The following is a 21,301-nucleotide window of genomic DNA, read 5'->3' on the forward strand; positions in this document are numbered from 1 at the left end:
GCCGCTAGCGCCGGCGGGGTACACCTTTCTCGTCGAGTCTTTCACGCAACAGGACGACTCGATCGCCGCCCCAGAAAATCTCGCCATCGAGGACGAAGCTCGGGACCCCGAAGATGCCCGCCGCTTCGGCTTCGGTGCGCAGCGCGTCATGCCGCGCACCACCTTCGCCCTCCAGGAAGGCGGCAAAGCCTGCGGGTGCGCCGGCCTGTTCGAGGACTGCGGTGACCGCCTCCAGATTCTCCGGATCGAGTTCACGGCGCCAGAAGAGATCGAAAGCGAGATCGTTGTAGGCGCGGAACACGCCGTGCTGCTGCGCATAGAGCATCGCGGCGTTGATCACGCGCGCATAATAGATCTTCTTTGGTCCCATCAGGGTCAGGCCCTGCTTGTTGGCGAAGCGGCGGGCATCCATGTAGGCGTAGCGCACGCGGCGCCAGTGATGGGGATCGCGCTGCTCGACCGAGCCCTGGAAGGAGGCGATGTCGAGCGTGTAGGGCCGCCATTCGAGGTCGATCTCGTAGTCGGCCTCGAGTTCGTAAGCCCACGCCTTGGCAACGAAGGCGTAGGGGCTGACATAGTCTGTCCAGAGAACGACCTTCTTGGCCGCCGTCATAGCCGGCGGGACTCGCGCCGCATGAGCCACCAGAACAGGCCGCCCACCGCCGCGACCAGCAGCGCCCCGACCAGCAGCAGCATCGCGGAATCCTGGATCCACGCCACCGTCGGCACCGACAGCGCGAGGAAGAGGCCCACGAGGCAGATGCGCCAGACCCGGGCATGCACGCCCGCCACGAAGGTACCGAGCGCCAGCAGGATCAGGAGCGCGAGGCTGGTCGCATTGTCATTCACGACGCCGCGCACCTCGGGCAGGAACATCAGCCACATCGCCGCCAGGAAGGCGAGCCAGTGCAGCGCCTGCGTCACGACGAGCCGCAGATGGTCGGCCGTCTTGTCGACCTCCCGCCAGCCCGAAAAGATGCAGGCCAGCCCGTAGATCGGCGCCAGCACCATCCAGTAGGCGTAGGTCGTCGGCCCGCGGAATCCCGTCAGGATCACGCCACCGACGGCCAGCGCCAGCATGGCGACATAGGGAAGCTCCCGCAGCAGCCAGTGCCGGTTGGTGGTGCCGGTGTCCGTGCTCAACGCGGATCCTTCGCCAGACGCTTCTCGACGACGCGGGCCCACAGGGTCGAGCCCAGGGTGAGCGCGTCGTCGTTGAAGTCGTAGCTGGGATTGTGGACCTCGCAGCCGCCCTCGCCGCCGCCGTTGCCAATGTTGATGAAGGCGCCCGGGACCTGCTCCAGCATGTAGGAGAAATCCTCGGAGGCCATCACGAACGGCCCCTCGCGGTTCATGTTCTCCGGGCCCACGATCTCGGCCGCGACGTCGGCGATGAACTTCACCGCGTCCTTGTCGTTGACCAGCGGCGGGAAAGCGATGCGCACATCGGCCTTGGCGCTGCCGCCCAGGGTCTGGGCGATGCCGCTGGAGATCGTCTCGATGCGCTCCTTCACCAGCGCCATCGTCTCCTTCTTGAAGGCGCGGATCGTGCCGCGCAGCACGGCTTCCTGCGGGATCACGTTGTAGGCGTCGCCCGAATGCATCTGGGTGACCGAGATCACCGCCGAATCGAGCGCCGCCACGTTGCGCGACACGACGGTCTGCAGCGCCGAGATGATCTGCGTCGCAATGATCACCGGATCGATGCCCGATTCCGGCCGCGCGCCGTGCGCGCCCTTGCCGGTGATGTGGATGTCGAACAGGCCGCCGCCGGCCATCTGCGGGCCGGAGCGGATCGCAAACTTGCCGACGTCGAGCTTCGGCCTGTTGTGCATGCCGAAGATGATCTCGCAGGGGAACTTCTGGAACAGCCCGTCCTTGACCATCGCCTCGGCGCCGCCGCGGCCTTCCTCGGCCGGCTGGAAGATCAGGTGCACCGTGCCGTCGAAGTTGCGCGTCGAGGCCAGGTACTTGGCGGCGCCCAGCAGCATCGCGGTGTGGCCGTCATGGCCGCAGGCATGCATGCGGCCCTTGTGCGTGCTGCGATGATCGAACGTGTTCAGCTCGTCCATCGGCAGCGCATCCATGTCGGCGCGCAGGCCGATCGCGCGCGGGTTGTTGCCGACGCGGATCGTGCCGACGACGCCGGTCTTGCCGATGCCGGTGGTGACCTCGCAGCCCCACTCCTTCAGTTTCTGCGCCACGATCGTGCTCGTGCGCTCTTCCTCGAAGCCCAGCTCCGGATGGGCATGGATGTCGCGCCGGATGGCTTTCAATTCGGCTGCAGCGGCGGCAATCAGCGGTTCGATTTTCATGGCGGTCAGGACTCCAGCAGGAAGGCGGTCATTACACGACGAAATTCCGCGCCATGCACGTTCGGATATGCATGCCCGCCGTCCGGCAGCACATAGGCGCGGGCGCCGGGGATCAGGCGCACCAGCTCCTCGGTGAAATAGAGCGGCGTCACGGTGTCGTCGCGGGCGCAGATGGCCAGAGTGCGCGCCGTCACCTTCTGCAATTGCTCGCGGCGGTCATGCGCCACGATGGCGGCGATGCGCGACAGGACGATCTCGGGATCGGGGATCGTGTCGGCGGCCTTCCCTTCGGCCGCAATCAGGTCGGCATCGTGGTCGCGCACCCAGGACGGCGAGTTGAGCGCCAGCGCGCTCGACTTGAGATAGGCCGCGGGCCCGAGTTCGCGCAGCATCAGGGAGCGCATCTCGAACAGGCGACGGAAGAAGGCGTCGGTCCTGGCCCAGGTGGCGCTCAGCACCAGCCGGTCGATGCGTGCAGGATGCTCGATCGCCAGGATCTGCCCCATGGCGCCACCGGTCGAGTGGCCGCACCAGTGCACCTTGTCGTAGCCCAGCCCCTCGATGAGCTGCCGCGCATCGTCGGCCATCTGCGCGACGCTGTAGGTGATCTTCGACAGGGAGCTGCGCCCCGTGCCACGGTGATCGTGCACGACGACCGTGAATTTACGCGCCAGCTCGGACACGTTGTCGCCCCACCAGCGCCCGTCACCGCCCAGGCCAGCGACGAGAAACAGCACGGGACCGCTGCCCTGCACCTCGTAATGGAGTTCGGCGCCATCGCGCAGCTTGAACAGGGGCATTCCGTCTCCTAAGCCATTTGCTATGTTCGCCCCGGGAGGAAAGCGCACCATGAAGCGCCTGTCGATTGTTGCGTTGATCCTGATGAGCGGCTGCACCCCCCAGGAGCAGCCGGTGACCTCGAACATTCCACGCCCGGCGCCCGAAGAGGCGACGCCCTCGGGCATCGCCTATCTCTGCGAGGGCCGGAAGGAAGTGTCGGTGGTCTACGCCAAGAACCGCGCCTCGGTGACATTGGGCGACAGGACGTGGCGCATGGAATACCAGGGCGGCAGCCCCGGCTTCCGCTATGCCGATTCCTCGACCGAATGGTCCGGCCCGGCCAACGCCGGCACGCTCAAGGCGTTGAGCGGCGGCTCGCCGCTCGCCACCAATTGCCAGCCACTGCGCCGCACGACCTGAGGCCGCTTTTCTATTTCAGCCAGAACTTGATGGCGTAGCCGACCAGCGCGGTCACGCCGACGCCGCCGGCCCACAGGCCGACGAACCACAACCACTGACGCAGCCCCGGCATCAGTGATAGCCCTCGTGACCGGTCTTGCCGCGGAACACCCAATAGGAAAAGCCGGTATAGGCCAGGATGATCGGCACGATGATCAGCACCCCAGGCAGCATGAACGCCAGGCTGTCGTGCGGCGCCGCGGCATCCCAGATCGAGACCGACGGCGGCACCACGTTCGGATAGAGGCTGATGCCGAGACCCGCGAGGCCGAGACCGAACAAAGCGAGCGCCATCAGGAACGGCGTGTAGTGGTGCCCGCGCTTCAGGCTCCAGAACAGCACGAAGGTCACGATCGCGACCAGCACCGGCACCTGCGCCGTGAACAGGACCTGCGGCCAGGCGAACCAGCGCATCCAGTAGGCGTCGCGCAGAAACGGAGTCGCCGCACTCACGACCGCCATGGCGACGACCGTCGCAATGCCGAGGCGGAAGGCCAGCCGGTAGCAACGCTCCTGCAGCGAGCCTTCGCTCTTCATCACCAGCCAGGTCGAACCCAGCAGCGCATAGCCGCAGAGAAGGCTTACCCCGACGAGAACGCTGAACGGCGTCAGCCAGTCGAACCAGCCGCCGGCATAGGTACGGTTCTGGACCGCGATGCCCTGCAGCAGCGCGCCGAGGGTGATGCCCTGCGCCAGGGTGGCGACGATCGAGCCGCCGCTGAACGCCACGTCCCACAGCGCGCGATGGCGCGGGTCGCGCCAGCGGAACTCGAAGGCGACGCCACGGAAGACCAGCGCCAGCAGCATCGCGATGATCGGTGCGTAGAGCGCCGAGAGGATCATACCGTAGGCCAGCGGAAAGGCCGCGAGCAGGCCGCCGCCGCCCATCACCAGCCAGGTCTCGTTGCCGTCCCAGACCGGCGCCACCGAATTGATGGCGCTGTCGCGTTCGCGGCCGACCGGCAGGAACGGAAACAGGATGCCGATGCCGAGATCGAAGCCGTCCATGACGACATAAGCCAGGATCGCAAAGGCGATGATGAAGGCGAAGAAGATCGGGAGGTCGAACGGCATGATCAGGCCCCCTTTCCGGTCGCGAGCGTTTCAGCGACGGCGGGTGCGGGCGTGATGCCCGCGGCCCGCACCGGCTGGTCGCGGCGTGGCCCCTCCTCACCGCGATGCGGCGGATGGGACATGAGCTTCAGGATGTAATAGGTGCCCGCGCCAAACGCGAAGAAGTAGACGATGACGAAGGCCATGAGCGAGGTGCCGACCGCCGGCGCGTCGAGCTTGGACGCCGAATCGACCGTGCGCAGCAGGCCGTGCACCGTGTAGGGCTGGCGGCCGACCTCGGTCGTCACCCAGCCCGCGATCACCGCGACGAAGCCCGCCGGACCCATCGCCAGGGCGAAGCGATGCAGCAGCGGCCAGTCGTAGAGTTTCCGGCGGACACGCGCGAGCAGGCTGAACATCGCCAGGGTCAGCATCAGCATGCCCATGCCGACCATGATCCGGAACGCCCAGAACACGACCGGCACCGGCGGCCAATCCTTGCGATCGACCGTGTCGAGGCCCTTCATCGGCGCGTCCCACGAATGCTTCAGGATCAGCGACGAGGCCTTGGGAATCTCGATGGCGAACAGGTTCTTGCCCGCGGCCTCGTCGGGCCAGGCGAACAACACCAGCGGCGCGCCGTCGGGATGGCTCTGGAAGTGGCCTTCCATGGCCATGACCTTGACCGGCTGATGTTCCAGCGTGTTCAGCCCGTGCTGGTCGCCCGCGAAGATCTGCAGCGGCGCCACGACGGTGATCATGCCCATCGCCATCGAGAACATGACGCGCGCGCCCTCGTTGCCGCGCTCGCGCAGGAGATGCCATGCGCCGACCGCGCCGACGACCAGCGCCGTCGTGAGATAGGCGCCGAACACCGTGTGCACGAGCCGGTACGGGAAGGAGGGATTGAAGATGATGGCGAACCAGTCGGCCGGCACGAACTGGCCGCCGGCATTGATCGCGTAGCCTGCCGGCGTCTGCATCCAGCTGTTGGCCGCGAGGATCCAGAAGGCCGAGAAGAAGGTGCCGATCGCGACGGCGAGCGTCGCGGTGAAATGCAGGCCCTTGCCGACGCGATTCATGCCGAACAGCATGACGCCCAGGAAGCCCGCTTCGAGGAAGAAGGCGGTCAGCACCTCGTAGGCCATCAGCGGGCCGATGACTGGCCCGGCCTTGTCGGAGAAGACCGACCAGTTGGTGCCGAACTGGTAGGACATGACGATGCCCGACACGACGCCCATGCCGAAGGCGAGCGCGAAGATCTTCAGCCAGTACTTGAACAGGTCGAGATAGACCTGGCGGCCAGTCCACAGCCACAGGCCCTCGAGCACGGCGAGATAGCTCGCGAGGCCGATCGAGAAGGACGGGAAGATGAAGTGGAACGAGACGGTGAAGGCAAACTGGAGTCTCGCCAGGAAGATTGCGTCCAATCCTTCGAACATGGCGTTTTCCTCCTAGACGATACGCGACGCATAGGCGGGCGATTTCAGCGCGACGACCAGTACGTCCAGCGCCGCCACGAGTTCCGAGCGATTGCGTGCCGCGCCCAGGGCGATGCGAATGGCATGCTCCGGATCTCCGTCGACGCTGAAACTGTCGCTCGTCACCACCGCCAGTCCCTGTCGTTGAACATGCGCGGCAAACTCCGCGCGGGTCCATGCGGCCGGCAAGCGCAGCCACACATGATGACCCTTCGGATGGGCGAGATAGTTCTGACCGGAGAGCGCTTTCTCGGCGAGCTTCTGTCGTGCCACGGCTTCAGCTGCCACCGCCGATATGATGGCATCGGCGCTGCCGTCGGTGAGCCAGCGCGAGACCAGCGCGACCATCAGCGGCACGGGCATCTGCGACACTGTGCGCAACGCATTGGAGAGCACCGACGCAGCGGCGCGATCGGGCGCGAGCACGTAGGCGATGCGCAGACCCGGCGCCATGCACTTCGACAGAGTCATCGCGAGATAGCTGCGCTCGGGGATCAGCGTGGCGATCGGCTGCACCTTCGGCTCGAGATTTCCGTACGCATCGTCCTCGATCAGCACGAGATCGTGGCGACGGATCTCCGCCGCGAGTTGTTCGCGTCGCGCCTGTCCGATCGTCTGCGTCGTCGGATTGTGGATCGTCGGCAGGAGATACACCGCCTTGGGCGCATGCAGGCGACAGGCCTCCGCGAGCGCGGCCGGGTCCATGCCTTGTTCATCCGACGCGACGCCGACCAGGCGCACGCCGAGCGACGCGGCCGCCGACTTGAAGCCGGGATAGGTGAGACGGTCGGTGAGCACGACGTCGCTGGGCCGCGTCACCGCCAGCAGCAGCGCCATCAACGCGCTTTGCGTGCCGGGCGAGATGACGAGCCGGTCGGCCTCGACGGTGCGCACCCTGCGCCGCAGCCAGTCGGCCGCGATGCCGCGATCGACGGCGCTGCCGCCCGCCTGCTGGTAGCTCAGCAAATCGGAGAAACCGTGGTCGCGCTGCAGGGCCGCCAGCCCGCGCATGATGCGGCCTTCTAGATCGGCCTCGATGGGCGACGGCGGCAGGTTCATCGACAGGTCGACGGCGATGCCCGCCGCCGCGTGGCCGGCCGGCCGGGCACGGCTTTCGGAAACGAAGGTGCCCTGCCCCACCCGCGCGTCGGTCAGGCCCCGACGCCGCGCCTCATTGTAGGCACGCGTGACCGTCGTCAGGTCGACGCCCAGCGCCTTGGCCAGCGCCCGGTGGGTCGGCAGCCGCTCGCCGCGATGCAGCCGGCCCGAGGAAATATCGCGCTCGAGCGCCTCGACGATGCCCTCGTAGACGGGCCCGTCGGTGGCATCGAGTGTAGGGCTCCAATCCATACAATTTGTCTCCTTGTTCTTGAATGTATGGCTTATCGTATGGATATACAAGCGCGACAATTCGAGGAGGACAGAATGGCTGGGAAGGGTGGTCTTTATCTGATGAGGGGCATGATGGGGCGGTGCCCGGCCTGCGGCGAAGGCAAGCTGTTCCGCGCCTTCGTGAAGGTCGCGGACCGTTGCCCGGCCTGCGGCGAGGATTTCCACCATCACCGCGCCGACGACTTCCCGGCCTACCTGACGATCTTTCTGGTCGGCCATCTGGTCGTGCCGATCGCGATGTACGTCGAGATCGTCTACCAGCCATCCTACTGGCTCCACACTGTGCTGTGGGCGCCAATGGTGATCCTGCTATCGATCGGCCTGCTTCAGCCTATCAAGGGCATGATCGTCGCGCTGCAATGGCACATGGGCATGCATGGCTTCGCCGCCGCGAAGCAGGAACGCGCCGAATACTGCTGACCGAAGGTTCGGTCAGCCGAACGCCTCGAACACCTCGGCGATCGCCGCGGGATCGAGCTTGGCGCGCAGGCAGGTTTCGAGCAGCACGCGCGCCTTCAGCGGATTAAGACGGCCGCCCCAGATGAGGCCGGCCTTGCGCAACGCGATCTCCGAGCTCGGGCCGCCATAGGTTTGGCGCAGCAGCGGTCCACCGCCGGCGCGCGGCGCCACGACGGTCGGGATGATCTCGCCAAGCTGGCCGACGAGCGACGCGACCCGCTCCGGCACATGGCCGCCGCCCATCGCTCCGATCACGACGCCGCGATAGCCGAGCTGGTCACGGTGATCGACCATCGCTTCCAGGATGTAGCCCGGCTCGTCGAGCCCCATCCACAGGAGCGCCACCGGCTGCTCCCGGCTCTCCGACACCATTCCCAATCGCTTGCGCGCCGCTTCAACCGGCGCACGCACCGGCAGAGACAACGGCACAACCCGATCCTCGACCAGCGCCGCCAGCGGGCCAGTCTGCGGCGAGGCGAAAGCATTGAGCCGCGTCGGATGGATCTTCAGCACATCGGACGCCGCGTAGATTTCATCGAGCATCACGGCGATGACGCCCAACGACTTCGCATGCGCCTTCACCCACGGGTCGCAGGCGACGCGCACGGCAGCGAGCAGGTTGCCCGGTCCGTCCGGTGAGGTGAGCGCGGGATTGCGCATCGCGGCCGTCACGATCACCGGAATGTCGCGATCGACCAGCAGGTCGAGCAGGAAGCTCGTCTCCTCCAACGTGTCGGTACCCTGCGTCACGATCACACCGTCGACGTCGAGACCCATGATCTTCTGCGCCAGCGCATGGATCTGGTCGAACGACAGCGAATGGCTGCCGACGCGCGAGACGGTCTCGGCGCGGATGTCGGCCAGCGTGGCGAGCAGCGGCACGGCGTTGACGAGATCGTCGGCGCCCAGCCCCATCTGCATGGCGCCCGACGCGTCCGGCGCGGTCGCGATGGTGCCACCGAGGGCCAGGATATGAATACGCGGAAGCGTCATGACAGGAGCCTCAAGGAACGGAAGAAACGCTCGGCTTCGGGGGCACGCATCGCATCGGCCGGCGCGAGATAGCCCAGCGAGACGTAGCGGCTGCCCTTCAGCACGACGAGCTGGCGCAGCGCGTTGCCGCCAGTGAGAGGCCCGATCGATTCGACGGCCGGCGCGCCCTGCACCGTCTTCCAGTCGACCTGGGTCCACTTGCCGCCGGCGAGACGCTGCGCGCGATCGTCGAGCGCGGATTGCAGGTTGCGCTTGGGCTGGCGCACGTCGACATCCGCGGGATAGAGCGCGCTCTGCGCCACGAAGGACAGGCGGCGATATTCGAGGCTGTAGGAATTATAGGCGAACGGCGTGCCGCCGGGCGACGCGGTGTCGACCTTCTTGTAGAGCGGCGCGGCCGGCATCTCGACGAAGAACGACTTGTCGGCACTCTCGACCGGAAACCACGACACCGATTGCGCCAGCACATCGCCCGCCAACACGACGACCGGCAGCGCGAGGAAAGACCGCCTGTACTGGGTCATTCTGCAGCCTGCGCCGGACCGAACTTCTCGCGAGCCTCGGCCGCGGTGTAGTAGCCGCGCGCCACGTCACGCGCGATCGACTGGGCGCTGCGCTTCGCGGGATCGCCGAAGCCGCCGCCGCCCGGCGTCGAGACGCGCACGACGTCGCCGACGCCGATCTCGATATCCTGATCCTTGGAGAGATGTGGCGGGCGATAGGTCTTACCGCCCTGGTCGACCTGCACCGTGTTGGTGCCGCCAGCGCTGCCGCCCAGCACGCCCTGCGGGCCGGTGCGGCCATGGTCCATCACCATCGATACCCTCGCCTCACCGCGCCGGAGCTTGATCGCGTAGTTGATGCCGAAGCCGCCGCGGAACTCGCCGGCGCCGCCGGAGCCTTCGCGCAGGGAGAACTCTTCGAACAGCACCGGATAGAACTGCTCCAACACCTCGACCGGCGGCATCTTGGAGATACCGATGGTCGAACAGCCATTGCTGAGACCATCGCCGCCCTGGAAGCCGCCGTACCCGCCGCCAGTGAAGAGATACATGATGTAGTTGCGCTTGCGCTCCGGATCGTAGCCGCCGACGCCCAGGTTGCCGGACGTGCCGGCGGGCGCCGCGAACAGAAGATCGGGGATCGCTTTCGTCAGCGCGGCAAACACCGCCTCGGCGATGCGCTGGCTCACTTCGGCCGCGCAGCCCGACACAGGCCGCGGATACCTGGCATACAGGAACGTGCCTCCGGGCTCGACGATGCGCAGCGGCTCGAAGGTGCCGGCATTGATCGGCACATCGGGAAAGACATGTTTCACGGCGAGATAGATCGCCGACTTGGTCGTGGCGATGACGCTGTTCATCGGACCGCGACAGGGCGGGCTCGATCCGGTCATGTCGAAGGTGAGCTCGTCACCTTTCTTCGTGATCTTCATCCGGATGGTGAGCGGCTCGTCGACCACGCCGTCGCTGTCGACCTGCGAGGCGCCCTCGTACACGCCGTCGGGAATGTCGGCGATCTTGGCGCGCATCTGGCGCTCGGCGCGGTGGCGCATCTCCGCGATCGCCGCCCGGACCACCTCGGCGCCGTAGCGGTCGATCAGTTCGGTGAGGCGCACCTCACCGGTCGTGAGCGCGGCGGCCTGGGCCTTGATGTCGCCGATGCGCTGATCGGCGATGCGAATGTTGGACATGATGATGGACAGGATCTCCTGGTCCATCTCGCCCTTCTTGAAGAATTTCACCGGCGGCAGGCGCAGGCCTTCCTGCTCGACTTCCGTCGCGCTGGCGGAGAAGCCGCCTGGCACCATGCCGCCGACATCGGGCCAATGGCCGGTATTGGCCAGCCAGGCGAACAGCTCGCCCCTGTAGAAGAACGGCTTCACGAAGCGCACGTCCATCAGGTGGGTGCCGCCGAGATAGGGATCGTTGACGATGAACACGTCGCCCGGATCGACCTTGCCGGCATAGTGCGTCTTCACCCGCTCGATCACGGCGCGGGTGGAAAACTGCATGGTGCCGACGAATACCGGCAGGCCGAGCTCGCCTTGGGCGATCAGGGAGCCATCGACCGTGTCGTAGATGCCGTCGGAGCGGTCCATGCCCTCCGAGATCACTGGCGAGAAGGCCGCACGCACGAAGGCCAGATCCATCTCGTTGCAGACCTGGATCAGGCCGTTCTGGATGACTGTCAAAGTGACGGGATCGAGGTTCGACATGTCCGAATCACTAGCACAGCCCATGCCTCGCTGCGCTATGATGGCGGTCAAATCTCCCACTTTTCGAAGCGGAATCCCCATGAACGCGCCTCTTGCCGCCGACAATCTCGACCTTATGAAGTTCGGCGTCGGCCAGCCCGTGCCGCGCCAGGAAGACCCGACCCTGCTGCAGGGCCAGGGCCGCTACACCGACGACATCAATCTCCCCGGCCAGGCCTATGCGGTGATGGTCCGCAGCCAGGTTGCCCACGGCCTCCTGAAGGGCATCGACGCCGAGGAAGCGCGCGGCATGCCGGGCGTGCTGGGCATCTGGACCGGCGCCGATCTCAACGCCGCCGGGTACGGCGCGCTCAAGACCGTGATGATGGTGCCGAACCGCGACGGCTCGCAGATGAAGACGCCGACGCGCTATTCTCTCGCCACCGACAAGGTGCGCTTCGTCGGTGACCCGGTGGCCTTCGTCGTCGCCGAGACCCAGGCGCAGGCGCGCGATGCCGCCGAGGCCGTGATGCTCGACATCGAGCCCCTGCCCGCCGTCACCAGTGCGCGCGAGGCCGCCCAGCCCGGCGCGCCGATCGTGTTCGACGACGTGCCGGAGAATGTCTGCGCCGACTTCCAATACGGCGACAGCACCGTCGTTGCCGAAGCCTTCGCCAAGGCCGCGCACGTCACCAAGCTGCATCTCGTCAGCAACCGAATCGTCGTCTGCGCGATGGAACCGCGCACCGCAATCGGCCACTACGACAAGGAGACCGACCGCTCGACGCTCTATGCCGGCTGCCAGGGCGTATTCGGCCTGAAGAACCAGATGGCGGCGCTGCTCGGCATCAAGCCGGCGCAGATGAGGGTCGTCACCGGCAATGTCGGCGGCTCGTTCGGTATGAAGGGCTCGCCCTATCCCGAATATGCCGGCCTCTTCCATGCTTCGAAGATTCTGGGCCGTCCGGTGAAATGGACCGACGACCGTTCGGGCAGCTTCCTCAGCGACCAGCACGGCCGCGACCACGATTTCGACGCCGAGCTCGCCCTCGACAAGGACGGCACCTTTCTCGCGGTGCGCCTCAAGGGCTACGCCAATATCGGCGCCTATCTGTCGAACGTCGGTGCCGCCATGGGTGCTCTCGGCGTGTCGCGCAATCTCGCCGCGGTCTATCGCACGCCGCTGATCGAGGTGCAGACCAAGGTGGCCTTCACCCACACCACGCCGATCGGCGCCTATCGCGGCGCAGGCCGGCCCGAGGCCAACTACTTCATGGAGCGCCTGATCACCACCGCGGCCCGCGAGATGGGCCTCGACCAGGTCGAGATGCGCCGGCGCAATCACATCAAGCCGGAAGAGATGCCCTACAAGACGGCGTCGGGCACGGTCTACGACAGTGGCGAGTTCAGCGTGCTGCTCGACAAGACGCTGGAACTGGCCGACGTCGCGGGCTTCGAGGCACGCAAGGAAGAGAGCCAGAAGCGCGGCAAGCTGCGCGGCCTCGGCATCGGCGATTATCTCGAAGTGACGGCGCCGCCGATGAACGAGATGGGTGGTCTTCGCTTCGAGGAGAACGGCGACGTCACGATCATCACCGGCACGCTCGACTACGGCCAGGGTCACTGGTCGGCCTTCGCGCAGGTGCTGACGACGAAGCTCGGCATCCCGTTCAACAGGATCAAGCTGAAGCAGGGCGACAGCGACCTGCTGATCGCGGGCGGCGGCACCGGCGGCTCGAAGTCGATCATGGCCTCGGGCGCGGCGATCATGGAAGCCTCCGACAAGGTGATCGAGAAGGGCAAGGAGATCGCGGGCGTGGCGCTCGAAGCCTCGGCCGCCGACATCGAGTTCAAGCTCGGCCGCTTCGAGATCGTCGGCACCGATCGTGGCATCGGCATCATGGAGCTGGCAGGCAAGTTGCGCAGCGGCATGAAGCTGCCCGAGGGCGTGCCCACGACGCTCGACGTCAGCCACGTTCACGAGGCCGCCCCCTCGGCCTATCCCAACGGCACGCATGTGGCGGAGGTCGAGGTCGATCCCGACACCGGCCATGTCGAGGTCGTGAAGTACACGATGGTCGGCGACTTCGGCACGGTCATCAATCCGATGCTGGTCGAGGGCCAGAGCCATGGCGGCGTCGTGCAGGGCATCAGCCAGGCGATCTTCGAGCACGTCGTCTACAGCGAGGAAGGCCAGCCGCTGACCGGCAGCTTCACCGACTACGCCATCCCGCGCGCGGGCGACGCCCCGTCGTTCAAGATCGACTATCACTCGGTACCGGCGAAGACGAACGTGCTGGGCGCCAAGGGCTGCGGCGAGGCCGGCTGCGCGGGCTCGCTGCCGTCGGTGATGAACGCCATCTCCGACGCGCTGGGCGGCAAGCACATCAACATGCCGGCGACGCCCGAGCGCGTGTGGGAAGCGCTGAACAGCTAGCTATTCGCCGCCATTGTCGCAGGTCGTGAGCTGGTTCGAACAAGGAGCATAGGACCAGCCACGCAGCGTTTTGGCCGGACGGTGTGCGCCGCTGATCTCGACGTACTTGCCGTCACAGGCATGCACGGTCGAGACGATGAAACTGTCGGGGCCCCAATCCGAACCTGACAGCTCGGCGACAACCGAGGCATCGCGGCGCGGCGCCGAACGCAACGCGCGGCTGCCCGGCGTGACGCCGACGAGCTTGCCGGAGATCCAGCCGCGTCCTCCGGCGACATGCGCCGCATCGAGCTTCAGGCCGTCCTCGGGATCGGGCCTCTGAATCAGCAGCCAGCCGTCCTTCGATCCCACGATCTCGAACTCGACGCCTTCATGGGTGTCGGGACCGATCTTGGCGCGCGGCGCCACGCGGCCGATCACGGGTGCATCGGCGCGAGGCGCGCTCCGGACGTTCGTTCCGGCAGGATCTAGATCGGTCGAGAAGCCTCGCGCCCGGCACTGGGATGCACCCGTTGTCTCGACCGGCGCCGCGCTCGCCGCGACGTGGACGGAGGCCAAAAGCCCGCCCAGCGCCACGGCGAGGAAGCGGCGGGTCACGCGGCTCAGGCCGGCGTGAACATCGGCAGCGGTGGGCCGCCGTCGGTCGGCTTGAAGGTGACCGTCACCGCCTGATCGCACTTCAGCTTGTCGAAGTCGCAGTCGACGATGTTGGTCAGCATGCGCGGGCCTTCGGCCAGCGTGACGTAGCCGATCGCGTAGGGCACCGGCGCGCGGCGCATCACGCTGTAGGAATAGATCGTCCCCTTGCCCGACGCCTCGACCCACTCGGTCTTGTCGCTGAAGCAGAACGGGCAGATCGTGCGCGGATAATGGTGCGCCTGGTTGCAGGCGGTGCACTTGCGCACCAGCAGCTTGCCCTTGCCCGCGGCGTCCCAATAGGCCTGCGTTTCTTCGCTGACGGCCGGAGGCGGCAGCTTGCGCTCTTTGGTCTCGGCCATGGTCTACTCCCTCTCCAGAATGACGGTCGCGCTGCCGTGGCGCAGGCCGAGCGAACCGCCCGTGCCGTGCGCGATGGCCAGATCGCAGTTCTTCACCTGCACCTTCGGATGCGCCTCGCCGCGCAACTGACGCACGGCCTCCAGCACCTTGGTGAGGCCGCCACGATTGGCGGGGTGGTTGTTGCAGAGACCGCCGCCGTCGGTGTTGAACGGCAGCTTGCCGGTACCCGAGATCAGGTTGCCGTCGGCCACGAACGCGCCGCCCTTGCCCTTCTCGCAGAAGCCGAGATCCTCGAGCTGCATCAGCACGGTGATGGTGAAGCTGTCGTAGATCGAGGCGTACTTCATGTCCGACGGCTTGACGCCCGCTTCGGCGAAGGCCGCCGCGCCGGTGAAGCGCGCGCCGGAGTAAGTCAGGTCGACCTTGCCGCCCATCTGCGTCTTGATGAACTCCGAGGAGCCCAGCAGCTTGATCTTCGGCCGCTTCAGCTTGGCCGCGATCTCCGGCGCCACGACGACGATCGCGCCGCCGCCGTCGGTGATGACGCAGCAGTCGAGGCGATGCAGCGGATCGGAGATCATCGGCGAGTTCACGACCTCCTCGACCGTGACCACGTCCTTCAGCAGCGCATGCGGATTGTACTGCGCGTGATGCGAGGCCGCGACCTTGATCCAGGCGAGCTGCTCGGAGGTCGTGCCGAACTCGTACATGTGACGCATGGCGCAGTTGGCGTACATGTTCACGACGGTCGGGCCGTAGGGGAACTCGAACGGATCGTCGGGCGTCGGCGTGCCGCCACGGCTGCGCGGCACGGTGCCGGTCGCCATGCCCTCGGCGCGCGGCCGGCCGGCGAGCGTGATCAGCGCCACCTTGCACTTGCCGGCGGCGATCGCCTCGGCGGCGTGGCCGACATGCAGCACGTAGGACGAACCGCCGGTGTCGGTCGAATCGACGTGGCGGACCTTCAGTCCCATGTACTCGACCATCGACATCGGTCCGAGGCCGGGCGCGTCACCGGCGCAGAAATAGCCGTCAACATCGTCCTTGGTGAGACCCGCGTCCTCCAGCGCGCCCTTGGCGCACTGCGCGTGGATCTGCGCGAGCGATATGTCCTTCGCGAGCCGCGTCGGATGCTCGTAAATTCCGGCGATATAGGCCTTGCCCTTGATGCTCATCGGCGAGCCATCCCCCTGGTCATTGTGCGGTGCACATGGTGGGGGATCGGAGGCTCACAGGAAAGTGCGCTCTTTCGCTGCGAAAAACGATGATAGGCTGAGCGAAACAATCGGGGAGCCGCTTCACATGATCTTCCGTCTTCTTTCCGTCATCGCCGCAGCCTGTCTGGCCGTCGCCGGCACGGCGAATGCCCAGGCGCCCGCGCCGGGCAAAGCCGAGCTGCTCTGGTACAGCCAGGCCGCCTTCAAGATCACCACCCAGAGCGGCAAGGTCATCATGATCGATCCGTGGATCATGGGCGCCACCAAGATCCCGCCGGAGCTGAAGGACCTCGACAAGATCGGCAAGGTCGACCTGATCCTGGTCACGCATGGCCATGGCGATCACCTGGGCGACGCGCTGGAGATTTCCAAGAAGAACAACGTGCCGATCTGGGCGCCGGCCGGTCTCAACCAGACCCTGCAGACCCTGGGCCTGATGCCGGCGAACCTGACGCCGCGCATGAGCAAGGGCGGCACGATCGAACCCTTCCCCGGCGTGAAGATCACCATGGTCCATGCCGACCATTCGTCGGAAATGATCCTGAAGGACCCGGCCACCGGCAAGGACACGAGCTATGCCGCGGGCGAACCCTGCGGCTTCATCATCGAGCTCGAGAACGGCTTCAAGATCTGGCACATGGGCGACACCGGCCTGTTCGGCGACATGAAGCTGATCGGCGAATATTACAAGCCCGACCTGCTGCTGATCCCGATCGGCGGTCACTACGTGATGGACCCGAAGGCCGCCGCCTACGCCACCAAGGAGCTGATCAAGCCCAAGATGGCGTGGCCCATCCACTACGCCAGCAACCCGTTCCTCCGCGGCACGCCGGCCGAGTTCAAGGCGGCGATGGGCCAGTCGTCGATCGAGGTGATCGACGCGGAACCCGGGACGAAGAAGCAGTTCTAGGCTGGGGGCGCGCCACTGCGCGCGGGGTAGCCCCCGCGCTTAAGTGGCGCGCCGCCAAGCAATGGATTAGTCGCCGGCGACGTCGCGCGCACCCGGCGTGCGGTTGCGGAACTCCTCGGGCGCCTCGCGGCCGGCGTCAGTGAAGGCCTTCTTCACCGCGGCGACGTTGGGGCCAAAGATGCCCTTGCGGTTGTCCTTCGCCCACTGATTCGAATTGACGATCGTGTCGAGCGAGCCCTGGAAGCGCGGCATCACGTAGCGCGCGAACAGCTCGTAGGAGCGCATCGTCTGCTCGCGCGTCGCCCATTCGTGCGCGCGGAACAGCACGCCACCGAAGCCGCCGTTGGAAAAGCCCAGCAGCCGCTCGATGCCCTTGGCGACCGTGTCGGGGCTGCCGACGAGGGTCGTGCCCATCTTCACGCCGTCGCGCAGCGGATCGTCGGCGCGGCCCGGCGGCCGGCCCAGCGTGTCCTCGAAGTAGGTCACGGTCTCGCGGCGCTCGCCGGCATGGACCTCGCGAAGCGCCTGTTCGTCATCCTCGGTCACGTGCGCGTTCACGACGACGCGCCACTTCGAGCGGTCGGCAGTTTTGCCGTGCTTGGCCGCCGTCTCCTCGTAGATGCCCCACTGCTTGCCGAGCATCTCCGGTCCGCCCGGGATGCCGGCGCCGATCGACAGGACGCCGAGCCCGTGCTTGCCGGCGGCGATCATGCCCGAGGGCGTGATAGTGCTGGCGCAGGCGATGGGGAAATGCGGATAGCTGTAGGGCGCGAGGTGCAGCCGCGCCTCCTTCAACTCGAACCAGTCGGTCTTCATGGTGACCGGCTCCTTGCATTCGAGCAGACGCATGATGGCCTCGAGCGCCTCTTCCATGCGCGGCCGCTGGGTCGAGGGATCGATGCCCATCATGTAGGCGTCCGACGGCAGCGCGCCCGGGCCGCAGCCCAGCATCGTGCGGCCGCGCGACATGTGGTCGAGCTGCACGAAGCGGTTCGCGACCATCAGCGGGTGATGATACGGCAGGCTGGTCACGCCGGAGCCGAGGCGGATGTAGCGCGTGCGCTCGATGGCGGCGGCGATGAACACTTCCGGCGAGGCGATGGTCTCCCAGCCGGCGGAGTGATGCTCGCCGATCCAGGCCTCGTCGTAGCCCAGCCCGTCGATCCACTCGATCAGCTCCATGTCGCGCGCCATCGAGAGCGTCGGGTTCTCGCCCACGCGATGGAACGGCGCCAGGAAGATGCCGAACGTCAGTCCCTTGTGATTACCAGTCTGTGCCATCAAGCCCTCCGTCTCGCGCGACGGTAGCATGCGCGCGACATTGACCGCAGCACTGGCTTGCGCAGATCATCCGGCGATGACCGAGGCTTCTTCCCTTCCGTTGGCACGTTTCAGGATCGTCGAAGTGAACGACGCAAATGTGCCGCTCTGCCTGCGTTTGGCGACGTCGCTTGCCGCGAAGATCGCGGCCGATCTCGGCGCCGACGTGCTCAAGATCGAACCGCCCGGCGGCGATCCCGTGCGCCGCGCGCCGCCATTGCTGCCGCAGGGCGAAAGCGCGCTGTTCCAGTTCCTCAACACGTCGAAGCGTTCCCTGACGCTCGATCTCGGCGACGAAGCCGGCCGCGCCGCGCTTGCGCAGTTGGTCGACGACGCCGACGTCGTCCTGTTCGAGGAGCCCGCCTCCGTCGCGTCGATGCTGGGCGCGGGCAAGGCCACGCCGGTCGAGATCGCGGCCTTTCCGGTCGAGATGAATGCCGCGCAACGGCCCGTCAGCGAACTGGCAATCCAGGCGCTGGGCGGGCTGATGCACATGGTGGGCGAGCCGGCGCGCAAGCCGCTGAAGCTGGGCGGCCATCAGGCGTCGTATCCGGCCGGCCTCACCGCCTTCACCGGCCTCATGTCCGCTCTTGCCGCGCGCGATGCCGGTCGTCCCGCGCCGTCGGTGCGCGTGTCGCTGGCCGAGGTAATGCAGTGGGTGAACTGGAAGGCGGCCTCCGGCGCCGCCGCGTCCGGCACCTCGCCCGGCCGCGAGGGCAAGAATTCGGAGTTCCAGGTGCTGCCCTGCCGCGACGGTCACGTGGCCGTCGTCTACACGGTGACACAGTGGCCCGCGACCCGCGCGCTGGTGGGCGACAAGCGTCTCGACGATCCGAAGTTCAACACGCGCGCGGGGCGACGGAAGAACATTGCCGAGCTCTATGCGGCGCTCGCACCCTGGTTTGCCGACAAGACGCGCGAGGAGATCCAGAAGACAGCACAGGCCAAGGGCGTGCCCTTCGGCCCGATCTTCTCGCCGGCCGAGCTTTTACGGACGGAGCAGTACGTCGCACGCGGCTTCCTGGCCGACATGCTTCATCCGACCGAAGGCACGCTGCGCTTGCCGCAACTGCCCGTGCAATGGAATGGCCGTTCCTTCGCACCAAAGCCGGCGCCGGCGCAATCCGTGGCCCTTCCGCCTCGGAAGACCGCGACACCTCCCCCTATGAATGGGGAGGCAAATGAGCGTCCCCTCGCTGGTATCCGCGTGTTGGACTTCGGGCTGCTGACCGCGGGCGCCAACACTTCGGCGATGCTGGCTGATCTCGGCGCCGATGTGATCAAGATCGAATCCGGCGCCTATCTCGATCCCTTCCGCGTCGTCGGCAAGATCGACAATGACGACGGCTGGTGGAACCGTTCGCCACAGTTCCGCTTCACCAATCGCAACAAGCGCGGACTGGCACTGAACCTGAAAGATCCAGAGGGCCAGAGGATCATCCGTGAACTCGCGGCGACCTGCGATGTGGTAGTCGAGAACTTCCGGCGCGGCGTCCTCGATCGCGCGGGCCTTGGTTACAAGGATTTAAGCGCGATCAATCCGCGCCTCGTCTTCGCCGCCATTTCCAGCCAGGGCGACACCGGGCCGGAGCGGATGAACGTCTCGTTCGGCAGCACGCTCGATGCCACGTCGGGCATCGCCTCGCTCACCGGCTATGAGGGCGAGGAGCCGCGCATCTCCGGCATGGACGTGAACTATCCCGATCAGATCGTGTCGCTGTTCGCCACCGGCATCGTGATCGCCGCCGTCACCGAAGCGCGCCGCACGAACAAGGGCGCATTCCTCGACTTCTCCCAGCGCGAAGTCGCGTCCTTCACCCTGGGCGAGGAAATCCTCGCGGCCTCGGCCGATCCCAAGCATCGGCTCGCGCCGCGCGGCAATACAGAAGCCGGCGTGGCGCTGCAGGACTCCTACAAGTGCGCCGACGGCAAATGGCTGGCGGTCACGCTCGACGCGCCCGATTCTGCGATGGCGGATTTCTGCGCCGGCCAGGACCGTGATGCTGCCGTCGCCGCGCTGCTCGCCAAGGGCATCGCCGCTGCGCCCTGCTTCGATGGCAACGACCTTTTGCGCGACACAGAATTGCAGGGCGTGACCCTGGTGCGCGACGAGAAGGGCGGCCTCGTGAAGGGCCTGCCCTACCGCCTCGACGGCAAGGGTCTCGCCATCGAACGTCCCGCCCCCGATCTCGGCCAGCACACCGATGCCGTGCTGCGCGAGTTGCTGGGCTACGACGATGCCCGACTTGAACAATTGAACGACAGCGGCGTGACATCCACCACGCCCACCATCGGAGAGGTCTGAACCATGCCGCGCGCCGAAGTGCACAAGTTGATGGAGCGCATGACGATCCCCGCCATCGCCGCGCCGATGTTCCTGGTCTCCAATCCAGCGCTGACCTTGGCCTGCTGCAGCGAGGGCCTGATGGGCAGCTTCCCCGCCCACGGCACGCGCAGCCGCGAGGAGTTCCAGGGCTGGCTCGACGAGATGGTCGAGGGCATGAAGCGGCTTGAGGATGCCGGCAAGAAGCCCGCGCCCTGGGCAGTGAACCTCGTCGTCCATGCCTCGAACCCGCGTTACCAGGGCGATCTCGAACTGGTCGAGAAGTACAAGGTGCCGGTCGTGCTCACCTCGAAGGGCGCGCCGGGCGATGCGATCAAGCGCATCCACGGCTGGGGCGCCGTCGCGCTGCACGACATCGCCAACCGGCGGCATGCCGAGAAGGCGCTGGAAGCGGGCGTCGACGGCGTGATCGCCGTGGCGGGCGGCGCCGGCGGCCATACCGGCACGATCAATCCATTTGCGCTGATGAACGAAGTGCGACAGCTCGGTGACAGCTTCGCCGTCGTGCTGGCCGGCGGCCAGACCACGGGTCGCGACGTGTTCGCGGCCGAGGCGATGGGCGCGGACCTCGCCTATATCGGCACGCGCTTCATCGCGACCCAGGAAGCAATGGCGGCACAGGCGCACAAGGACATGATCCTCGCCACGCGCGCGACGGATGTGTTCCTCACCGCCTCGGTCGACGGCGCGCCGGCCAACTGGCTGACGCCGAGCCTGCTCGCGGCCGGCATCGACCTCGACGTGCTGCGCACGACCCTGCCCGGCAAGATCGTCGGCGCACAGGAGAACAAGAAGCGCTGGAAGGACATCTATACGGCCGGCCACGGCGTCGGGAACATCGAGGACGTACCGACCGCGTCCGATCTCGTCCGGCGCCTCGTCAGCCAATACCGCGAGGCGAAGTCTGAAATGGCACGCACGCTCGCCGGTCGCGCCGCAGCGTAG

20 protein-coding genes are annotated in these 21,301 nt (G+C 66.6%); 6 read left to right on the top strand and 14 right to left on the bottom strand.

What is annotated here, in order from left to right:
• Positions 1-4 precede the first annotated feature (4 nt).
• Genes AC1RP5_RS25560 through AC1RP5_RS25575 form a run of 4 tightly spaced genes read right to left on the bottom strand, consistent with a single transcriptional unit; the run spans position 5 to position 3,115 of the window.
• The gene (locus tag AC1RP5_RS25560) at positions 5-613 is read right to left on the bottom strand and encodes a DsbA family protein (RefSeq protein ID WP_493115455.1); all 609 of its coding nucleotides are present in this window, start codon (positions 611-613) and stop codon (positions 5-7) included.
• Positions 610-1,143, bottom strand: coding sequence for a hypothetical protein (locus AC1RP5_RS25565; RefSeq protein WP_493115457.1), 534 nt, complete (start codon positions 1,141-1,143; stop codon positions 610-612). The genes AC1RP5_RS25560 and AC1RP5_RS25565 overlap by 4 nt, the downstream gene beginning before the upstream one ends.
• Positions 1,140-2,315, bottom strand: coding sequence for a M20 aminoacylase family protein (locus AC1RP5_RS25570; RefSeq protein ID WP_493115459.1), 1,176 nt, complete (start codon positions 2,313-2,315; stop codon positions 1,140-1,142). Before AC1RP5_RS25570 ends, AC1RP5_RS25565 begins: the two co-directional genes overlap by 4 nt.
• 5 nt (positions 2,316-2,320) lie before the next feature.
• Positions 2,321-3,115 carry an alpha/beta fold hydrolase gene (locus AC1RP5_RS25575; protein WP_493115461.1) on the bottom strand — a complete coding sequence of 265 codons (795 nt, stop codon included), beginning with the start codon at positions 3,113-3,115 and terminating at the stop codon, positions 2,321-2,323.
• 49 nt (positions 3,116-3,164) lie between these two features.
• Between AC1RP5_RS25575 and AC1RP5_RS25580 the strand changes: the two genes are divergently transcribed.
• Positions 3,165-3,515 (top strand): hypothetical protein, encoded by a 351-nt coding sequence (locus AC1RP5_RS25580; RefSeq protein WP_493115463.1) that lies wholly within the window; start codon positions 3,165-3,167, stop codon positions 3,513-3,515.
• Positions 3,516-3,626: 111 nt separating this feature from the next.
• Here the strand turns inward: AC1RP5_RS25580 and cydB are convergent, their stop codons facing one another.
• The 3 genes from cydB to AC1RP5_RS25595 are packed head-to-tail and all read right to left on the bottom strand — an operon-like array spanning position 3,627 to position 7,438.
• Entirely contained in the window at positions 3,627-4,634 is a 1,008-nt protein-coding gene (gene cydB / locus AC1RP5_RS25585) for a cytochrome d ubiquinol oxidase subunit II (RefSeq protein WP_493116295.1), read from the bottom strand.
• A complete protein-coding gene (locus AC1RP5_RS25590) occupies positions 4,631-6,049 on the bottom strand; it encodes a cytochrome ubiquinol oxidase subunit I (RefSeq protein ID WP_493115465.1) in 1,419 nt (472 codons plus the stop codon). The genes cydB and AC1RP5_RS25590 overlap by 4 nt, the downstream gene beginning before the upstream one ends.
• A 12-nt stretch (positions 6,050-6,061) precedes the next feature.
• The gene (locus AC1RP5_RS25595) at positions 6,062-7,438 is read right to left on the bottom strand and encodes an aminotransferase-like domain-containing protein (protein WP_493115466.1); all 1,377 of its coding nucleotides are present in this window, start codon (positions 7,436-7,438) and stop codon (positions 6,062-6,064) included.
• Between the two features lie 75 nt (positions 7,439-7,513).
• Here AC1RP5_RS25595 and AC1RP5_RS25600 point away from each other — a divergent pair, with 75 nt between their 5' ends.
• A complete protein-coding gene (locus AC1RP5_RS25600) occupies positions 7,514-7,900 on the top strand; it encodes a DUF983 domain-containing protein (protein ID WP_493115468.1) in 387 nt (128 codons plus the stop codon).
• Between the two features lie 12 nt (positions 7,901-7,912).
• Here the strand turns inward: AC1RP5_RS25600 and AC1RP5_RS25605 are convergent, their stop codons facing one another.
• From AC1RP5_RS25605 to AC1RP5_RS25615, 3 genes are read right to left on the bottom strand one after another with little or no spacing between them, the layout of a single operon-like run.
• Positions 7,913-8,932 (bottom strand): asparaginase, encoded by a 1,020-nt coding sequence (locus AC1RP5_RS25605; RefSeq protein ID WP_493115470.1) that lies wholly within the window; start codon positions 8,930-8,932, stop codon positions 7,913-7,915.
• The gene (locus AC1RP5_RS25610) at positions 8,929-9,456 is read right to left on the bottom strand and encodes a hypothetical protein (protein WP_493115471.1); all 528 of its coding nucleotides are present in this window, start codon (positions 9,454-9,456) and stop codon (positions 8,929-8,931) included. The genes AC1RP5_RS25605 and AC1RP5_RS25610 overlap by 4 nt, the downstream gene beginning before the upstream one ends.
• The gene (locus tag AC1RP5_RS25615; RefSeq protein WP_493115472.1) at positions 9,453-11,150 is read right to left on the bottom strand and encodes a hydantoinase B/oxoprolinase family protein; all 1,698 of its coding nucleotides are present in this window, start codon (positions 11,148-11,150) and stop codon (positions 9,453-9,455) included. The genes AC1RP5_RS25610 and AC1RP5_RS25615 overlap by 4 nt, the downstream gene beginning before the upstream one ends.
• A 79-nt stretch (positions 11,151-11,229) precedes the next feature.
• Here AC1RP5_RS25615 and AC1RP5_RS25620 point away from each other — a divergent pair, with 79 nt between their 5' ends.
• Positions 11,230-13,566 (top strand): xanthine dehydrogenase family protein molybdopterin-binding subunit, encoded by a 2,337-nt coding sequence (locus tag AC1RP5_RS25620; RefSeq protein WP_493115473.1) that lies wholly within the window; start codon positions 11,230-11,232, stop codon positions 13,564-13,566.
• On the opposite strand, the gene AC1RP5_RS25625 is transcribed toward AC1RP5_RS25620, so the two are convergent.
• Genes AC1RP5_RS25625 through AC1RP5_RS25635 form a run of 3 tightly spaced genes read right to left on the bottom strand, consistent with a single transcriptional unit; the run spans position 13,567 to position 15,740 of the window.
• Complete coding sequence (locus tag AC1RP5_RS25625) at positions 13,567-14,163, bottom strand: SH3 domain-containing protein (RefSeq protein WP_493115475.1); 597 nt, start codon at positions 14,161-14,163, stop codon at positions 13,567-13,569.
• A gap of 5 nt (positions 14,164-14,168) precedes the next feature.
• The gene (locus AC1RP5_RS25630; RefSeq protein ID WP_493115477.1) at positions 14,169-14,564 is read right to left on the bottom strand and encodes a Zn-ribbon domain-containing OB-fold protein; all 396 of its coding nucleotides are present in this window, start codon (positions 14,562-14,564) and stop codon (positions 14,169-14,171) included.
• 3 nt (positions 14,565-14,567) lie between these two features.
• Positions 14,568-15,740 (bottom strand): thiolase family protein, encoded by a 1,173-nt coding sequence (locus AC1RP5_RS25635; RefSeq protein ID WP_493115478.1) that lies wholly within the window; start codon positions 15,738-15,740, stop codon positions 14,568-14,570.
• Positions 15,741-15,867: 127 nt separating this feature from the next.
• Between AC1RP5_RS25635 and AC1RP5_RS25640 the strand changes: the two genes are divergently transcribed.
• Complete coding sequence (locus tag AC1RP5_RS25640; RefSeq protein ID WP_493115480.1) at positions 15,868-16,692, top strand: metal-dependent hydrolase; 825 nt, start codon at positions 15,868-15,870, stop codon at positions 16,690-16,692.
• 66 nt (positions 16,693-16,758) lie between these two features.
• Here AC1RP5_RS25640 and AC1RP5_RS25645 read toward each other — a convergent pair whose 3' ends face one another.
• The gene (locus tag AC1RP5_RS25645; protein ID WP_493115481.1) at positions 16,759-17,973 is read right to left on the bottom strand and encodes an LLM class flavin-dependent oxidoreductase; all 1,215 of its coding nucleotides are present in this window, start codon (positions 17,971-17,973) and stop codon (positions 16,759-16,761) included.
• Positions 17,974-18,097: 124 nt separating this feature from the next.
• Here AC1RP5_RS25645 and AC1RP5_RS25650 point away from each other — a divergent pair, with 124 nt between their 5' ends.
• Together AC1RP5_RS25650 and AC1RP5_RS25655 are read left to right on the top strand one after the other, a co-directional pair.
• Positions 18,098-20,317: a CaiB/BaiF CoA transferase family protein gene (locus AC1RP5_RS25650; protein WP_493115482.1), complete on the top strand. Its 2,220-nt coding sequence runs from the start codon at positions 18,098-18,100 to the stop codon at positions 20,315-20,317.
• A 3-nt stretch (positions 20,318-20,320) separates the two neighbouring features.
• Positions 20,321-21,301, top strand: coding sequence for an NAD(P)H-dependent flavin oxidoreductase (locus tag AC1RP5_RS25655; RefSeq protein ID WP_493115484.1), 981 nt, complete (start codon positions 20,321-20,323; stop codon positions 21,299-21,301).

The organism is Reyranella sp. GW821-FHT12G01 (genome assembly GCF_058806575.1).

Excerpts from the sequence above, each read along its gene's own strand:
- AC1RP5_RS25590 (WP_493115465.1), bottom strand. The coding sequence starts at position 6,049 with ATGTTCGAAGGATTGGACGCAATCTTCCTGGCGAGACTCCAGTTTGCC.
- AC1RP5_RS25635 (WP_493115478.1), bottom strand. The coding sequence starts at position 15,740 with ATGAGCATCAAGGGCAAGGCCTATATCGCCGGAATTTACGAGCATCCG.
- AC1RP5_RS25630 (WP_493115477.1), bottom strand. The coding sequence starts at position 14,564 with ATGGCCGAGACCAAAGAGCGCAAGCTGCCGCCTCCGGCCGTCAGCGAA.
- AC1RP5_RS25645 (WP_493115481.1), bottom strand. The coding sequence starts at position 17,973 with ATGGCACAGACTGGTAATCACAAGGGACTGACGTTCGGCATCTTCCTG.
- AC1RP5_RS25655 (WP_493115484.1), top strand. The coding sequence starts at position 20,321 with ATGCCGCGCGCCGAAGTGCACAAGTTGATGGAGCGCATGACGATCCCC.
- AC1RP5_RS25580 (WP_493115463.1), top strand. The coding sequence starts at position 3,165 with ATGAAGCGCCTGTCGATTGTTGCGTTGATCCTGATGAGCGGCTGCACC.
- AC1RP5_RS25595 (WP_493115466.1), bottom strand. The coding sequence starts at position 7,438 with ATGGATTGGAGCCCTACACTCGATGCCACCGACGGGCCCGTCTACGAG.
- AC1RP5_RS25570 (WP_493115459.1), bottom strand. The coding sequence starts at position 2,315 with ATGAAAATCGAACCGCTGATTGCCGCCGCTGCAGCCGAATTGAAAGCC.
- AC1RP5_RS25575 (WP_493115461.1), bottom strand. The coding sequence starts at position 3,115 with ATGCCCCTGTTCAAGCTGCGCGATGGCGCCGAACTCCATTACGAGGTG.
- AC1RP5_RS25560 (WP_493115455.1), bottom strand. The coding sequence starts at position 613 with ATGACGGCGGCCAAGAAGGTCGTTCTCTGGACAGACTATGTCAGCCCC.
- AC1RP5_RS25605 (WP_493115470.1), bottom strand. The coding sequence starts at position 8,932 with ATGACGCTTCCGCGTATTCATATCCTGGCCCTCGGTGGCACCATCGCG.
- AC1RP5_RS25620 (WP_493115473.1), top strand. The coding sequence starts at position 11,230 with ATGAACGCGCCTCTTGCCGCCGACAATCTCGACCTTATGAAGTTCGGC.
- AC1RP5_RS25610 (WP_493115471.1), bottom strand. The coding sequence starts at position 9,456 with ATGACCCAGTACAGGCGGTCTTTCCTCGCGCTGCCGGTCGTCGTGTTG.
- AC1RP5_RS25615 (WP_493115472.1), bottom strand. The coding sequence starts at position 11,150 with ATGTCGAACCTCGATCCCGTCACTTTGACAGTCATCCAGAACGGCCTG.
- AC1RP5_RS25600 (WP_493115468.1), top strand. The coding sequence starts at position 7,514 with ATGGCTGGGAAGGGTGGTCTTTATCTGATGAGGGGCATGATGGGGCGG.
- AC1RP5_RS25640 (WP_493115480.1), top strand. The coding sequence starts at position 15,868 with ATGATCTTCCGTCTTCTTTCCGTCATCGCCGCAGCCTGTCTGGCCGTC.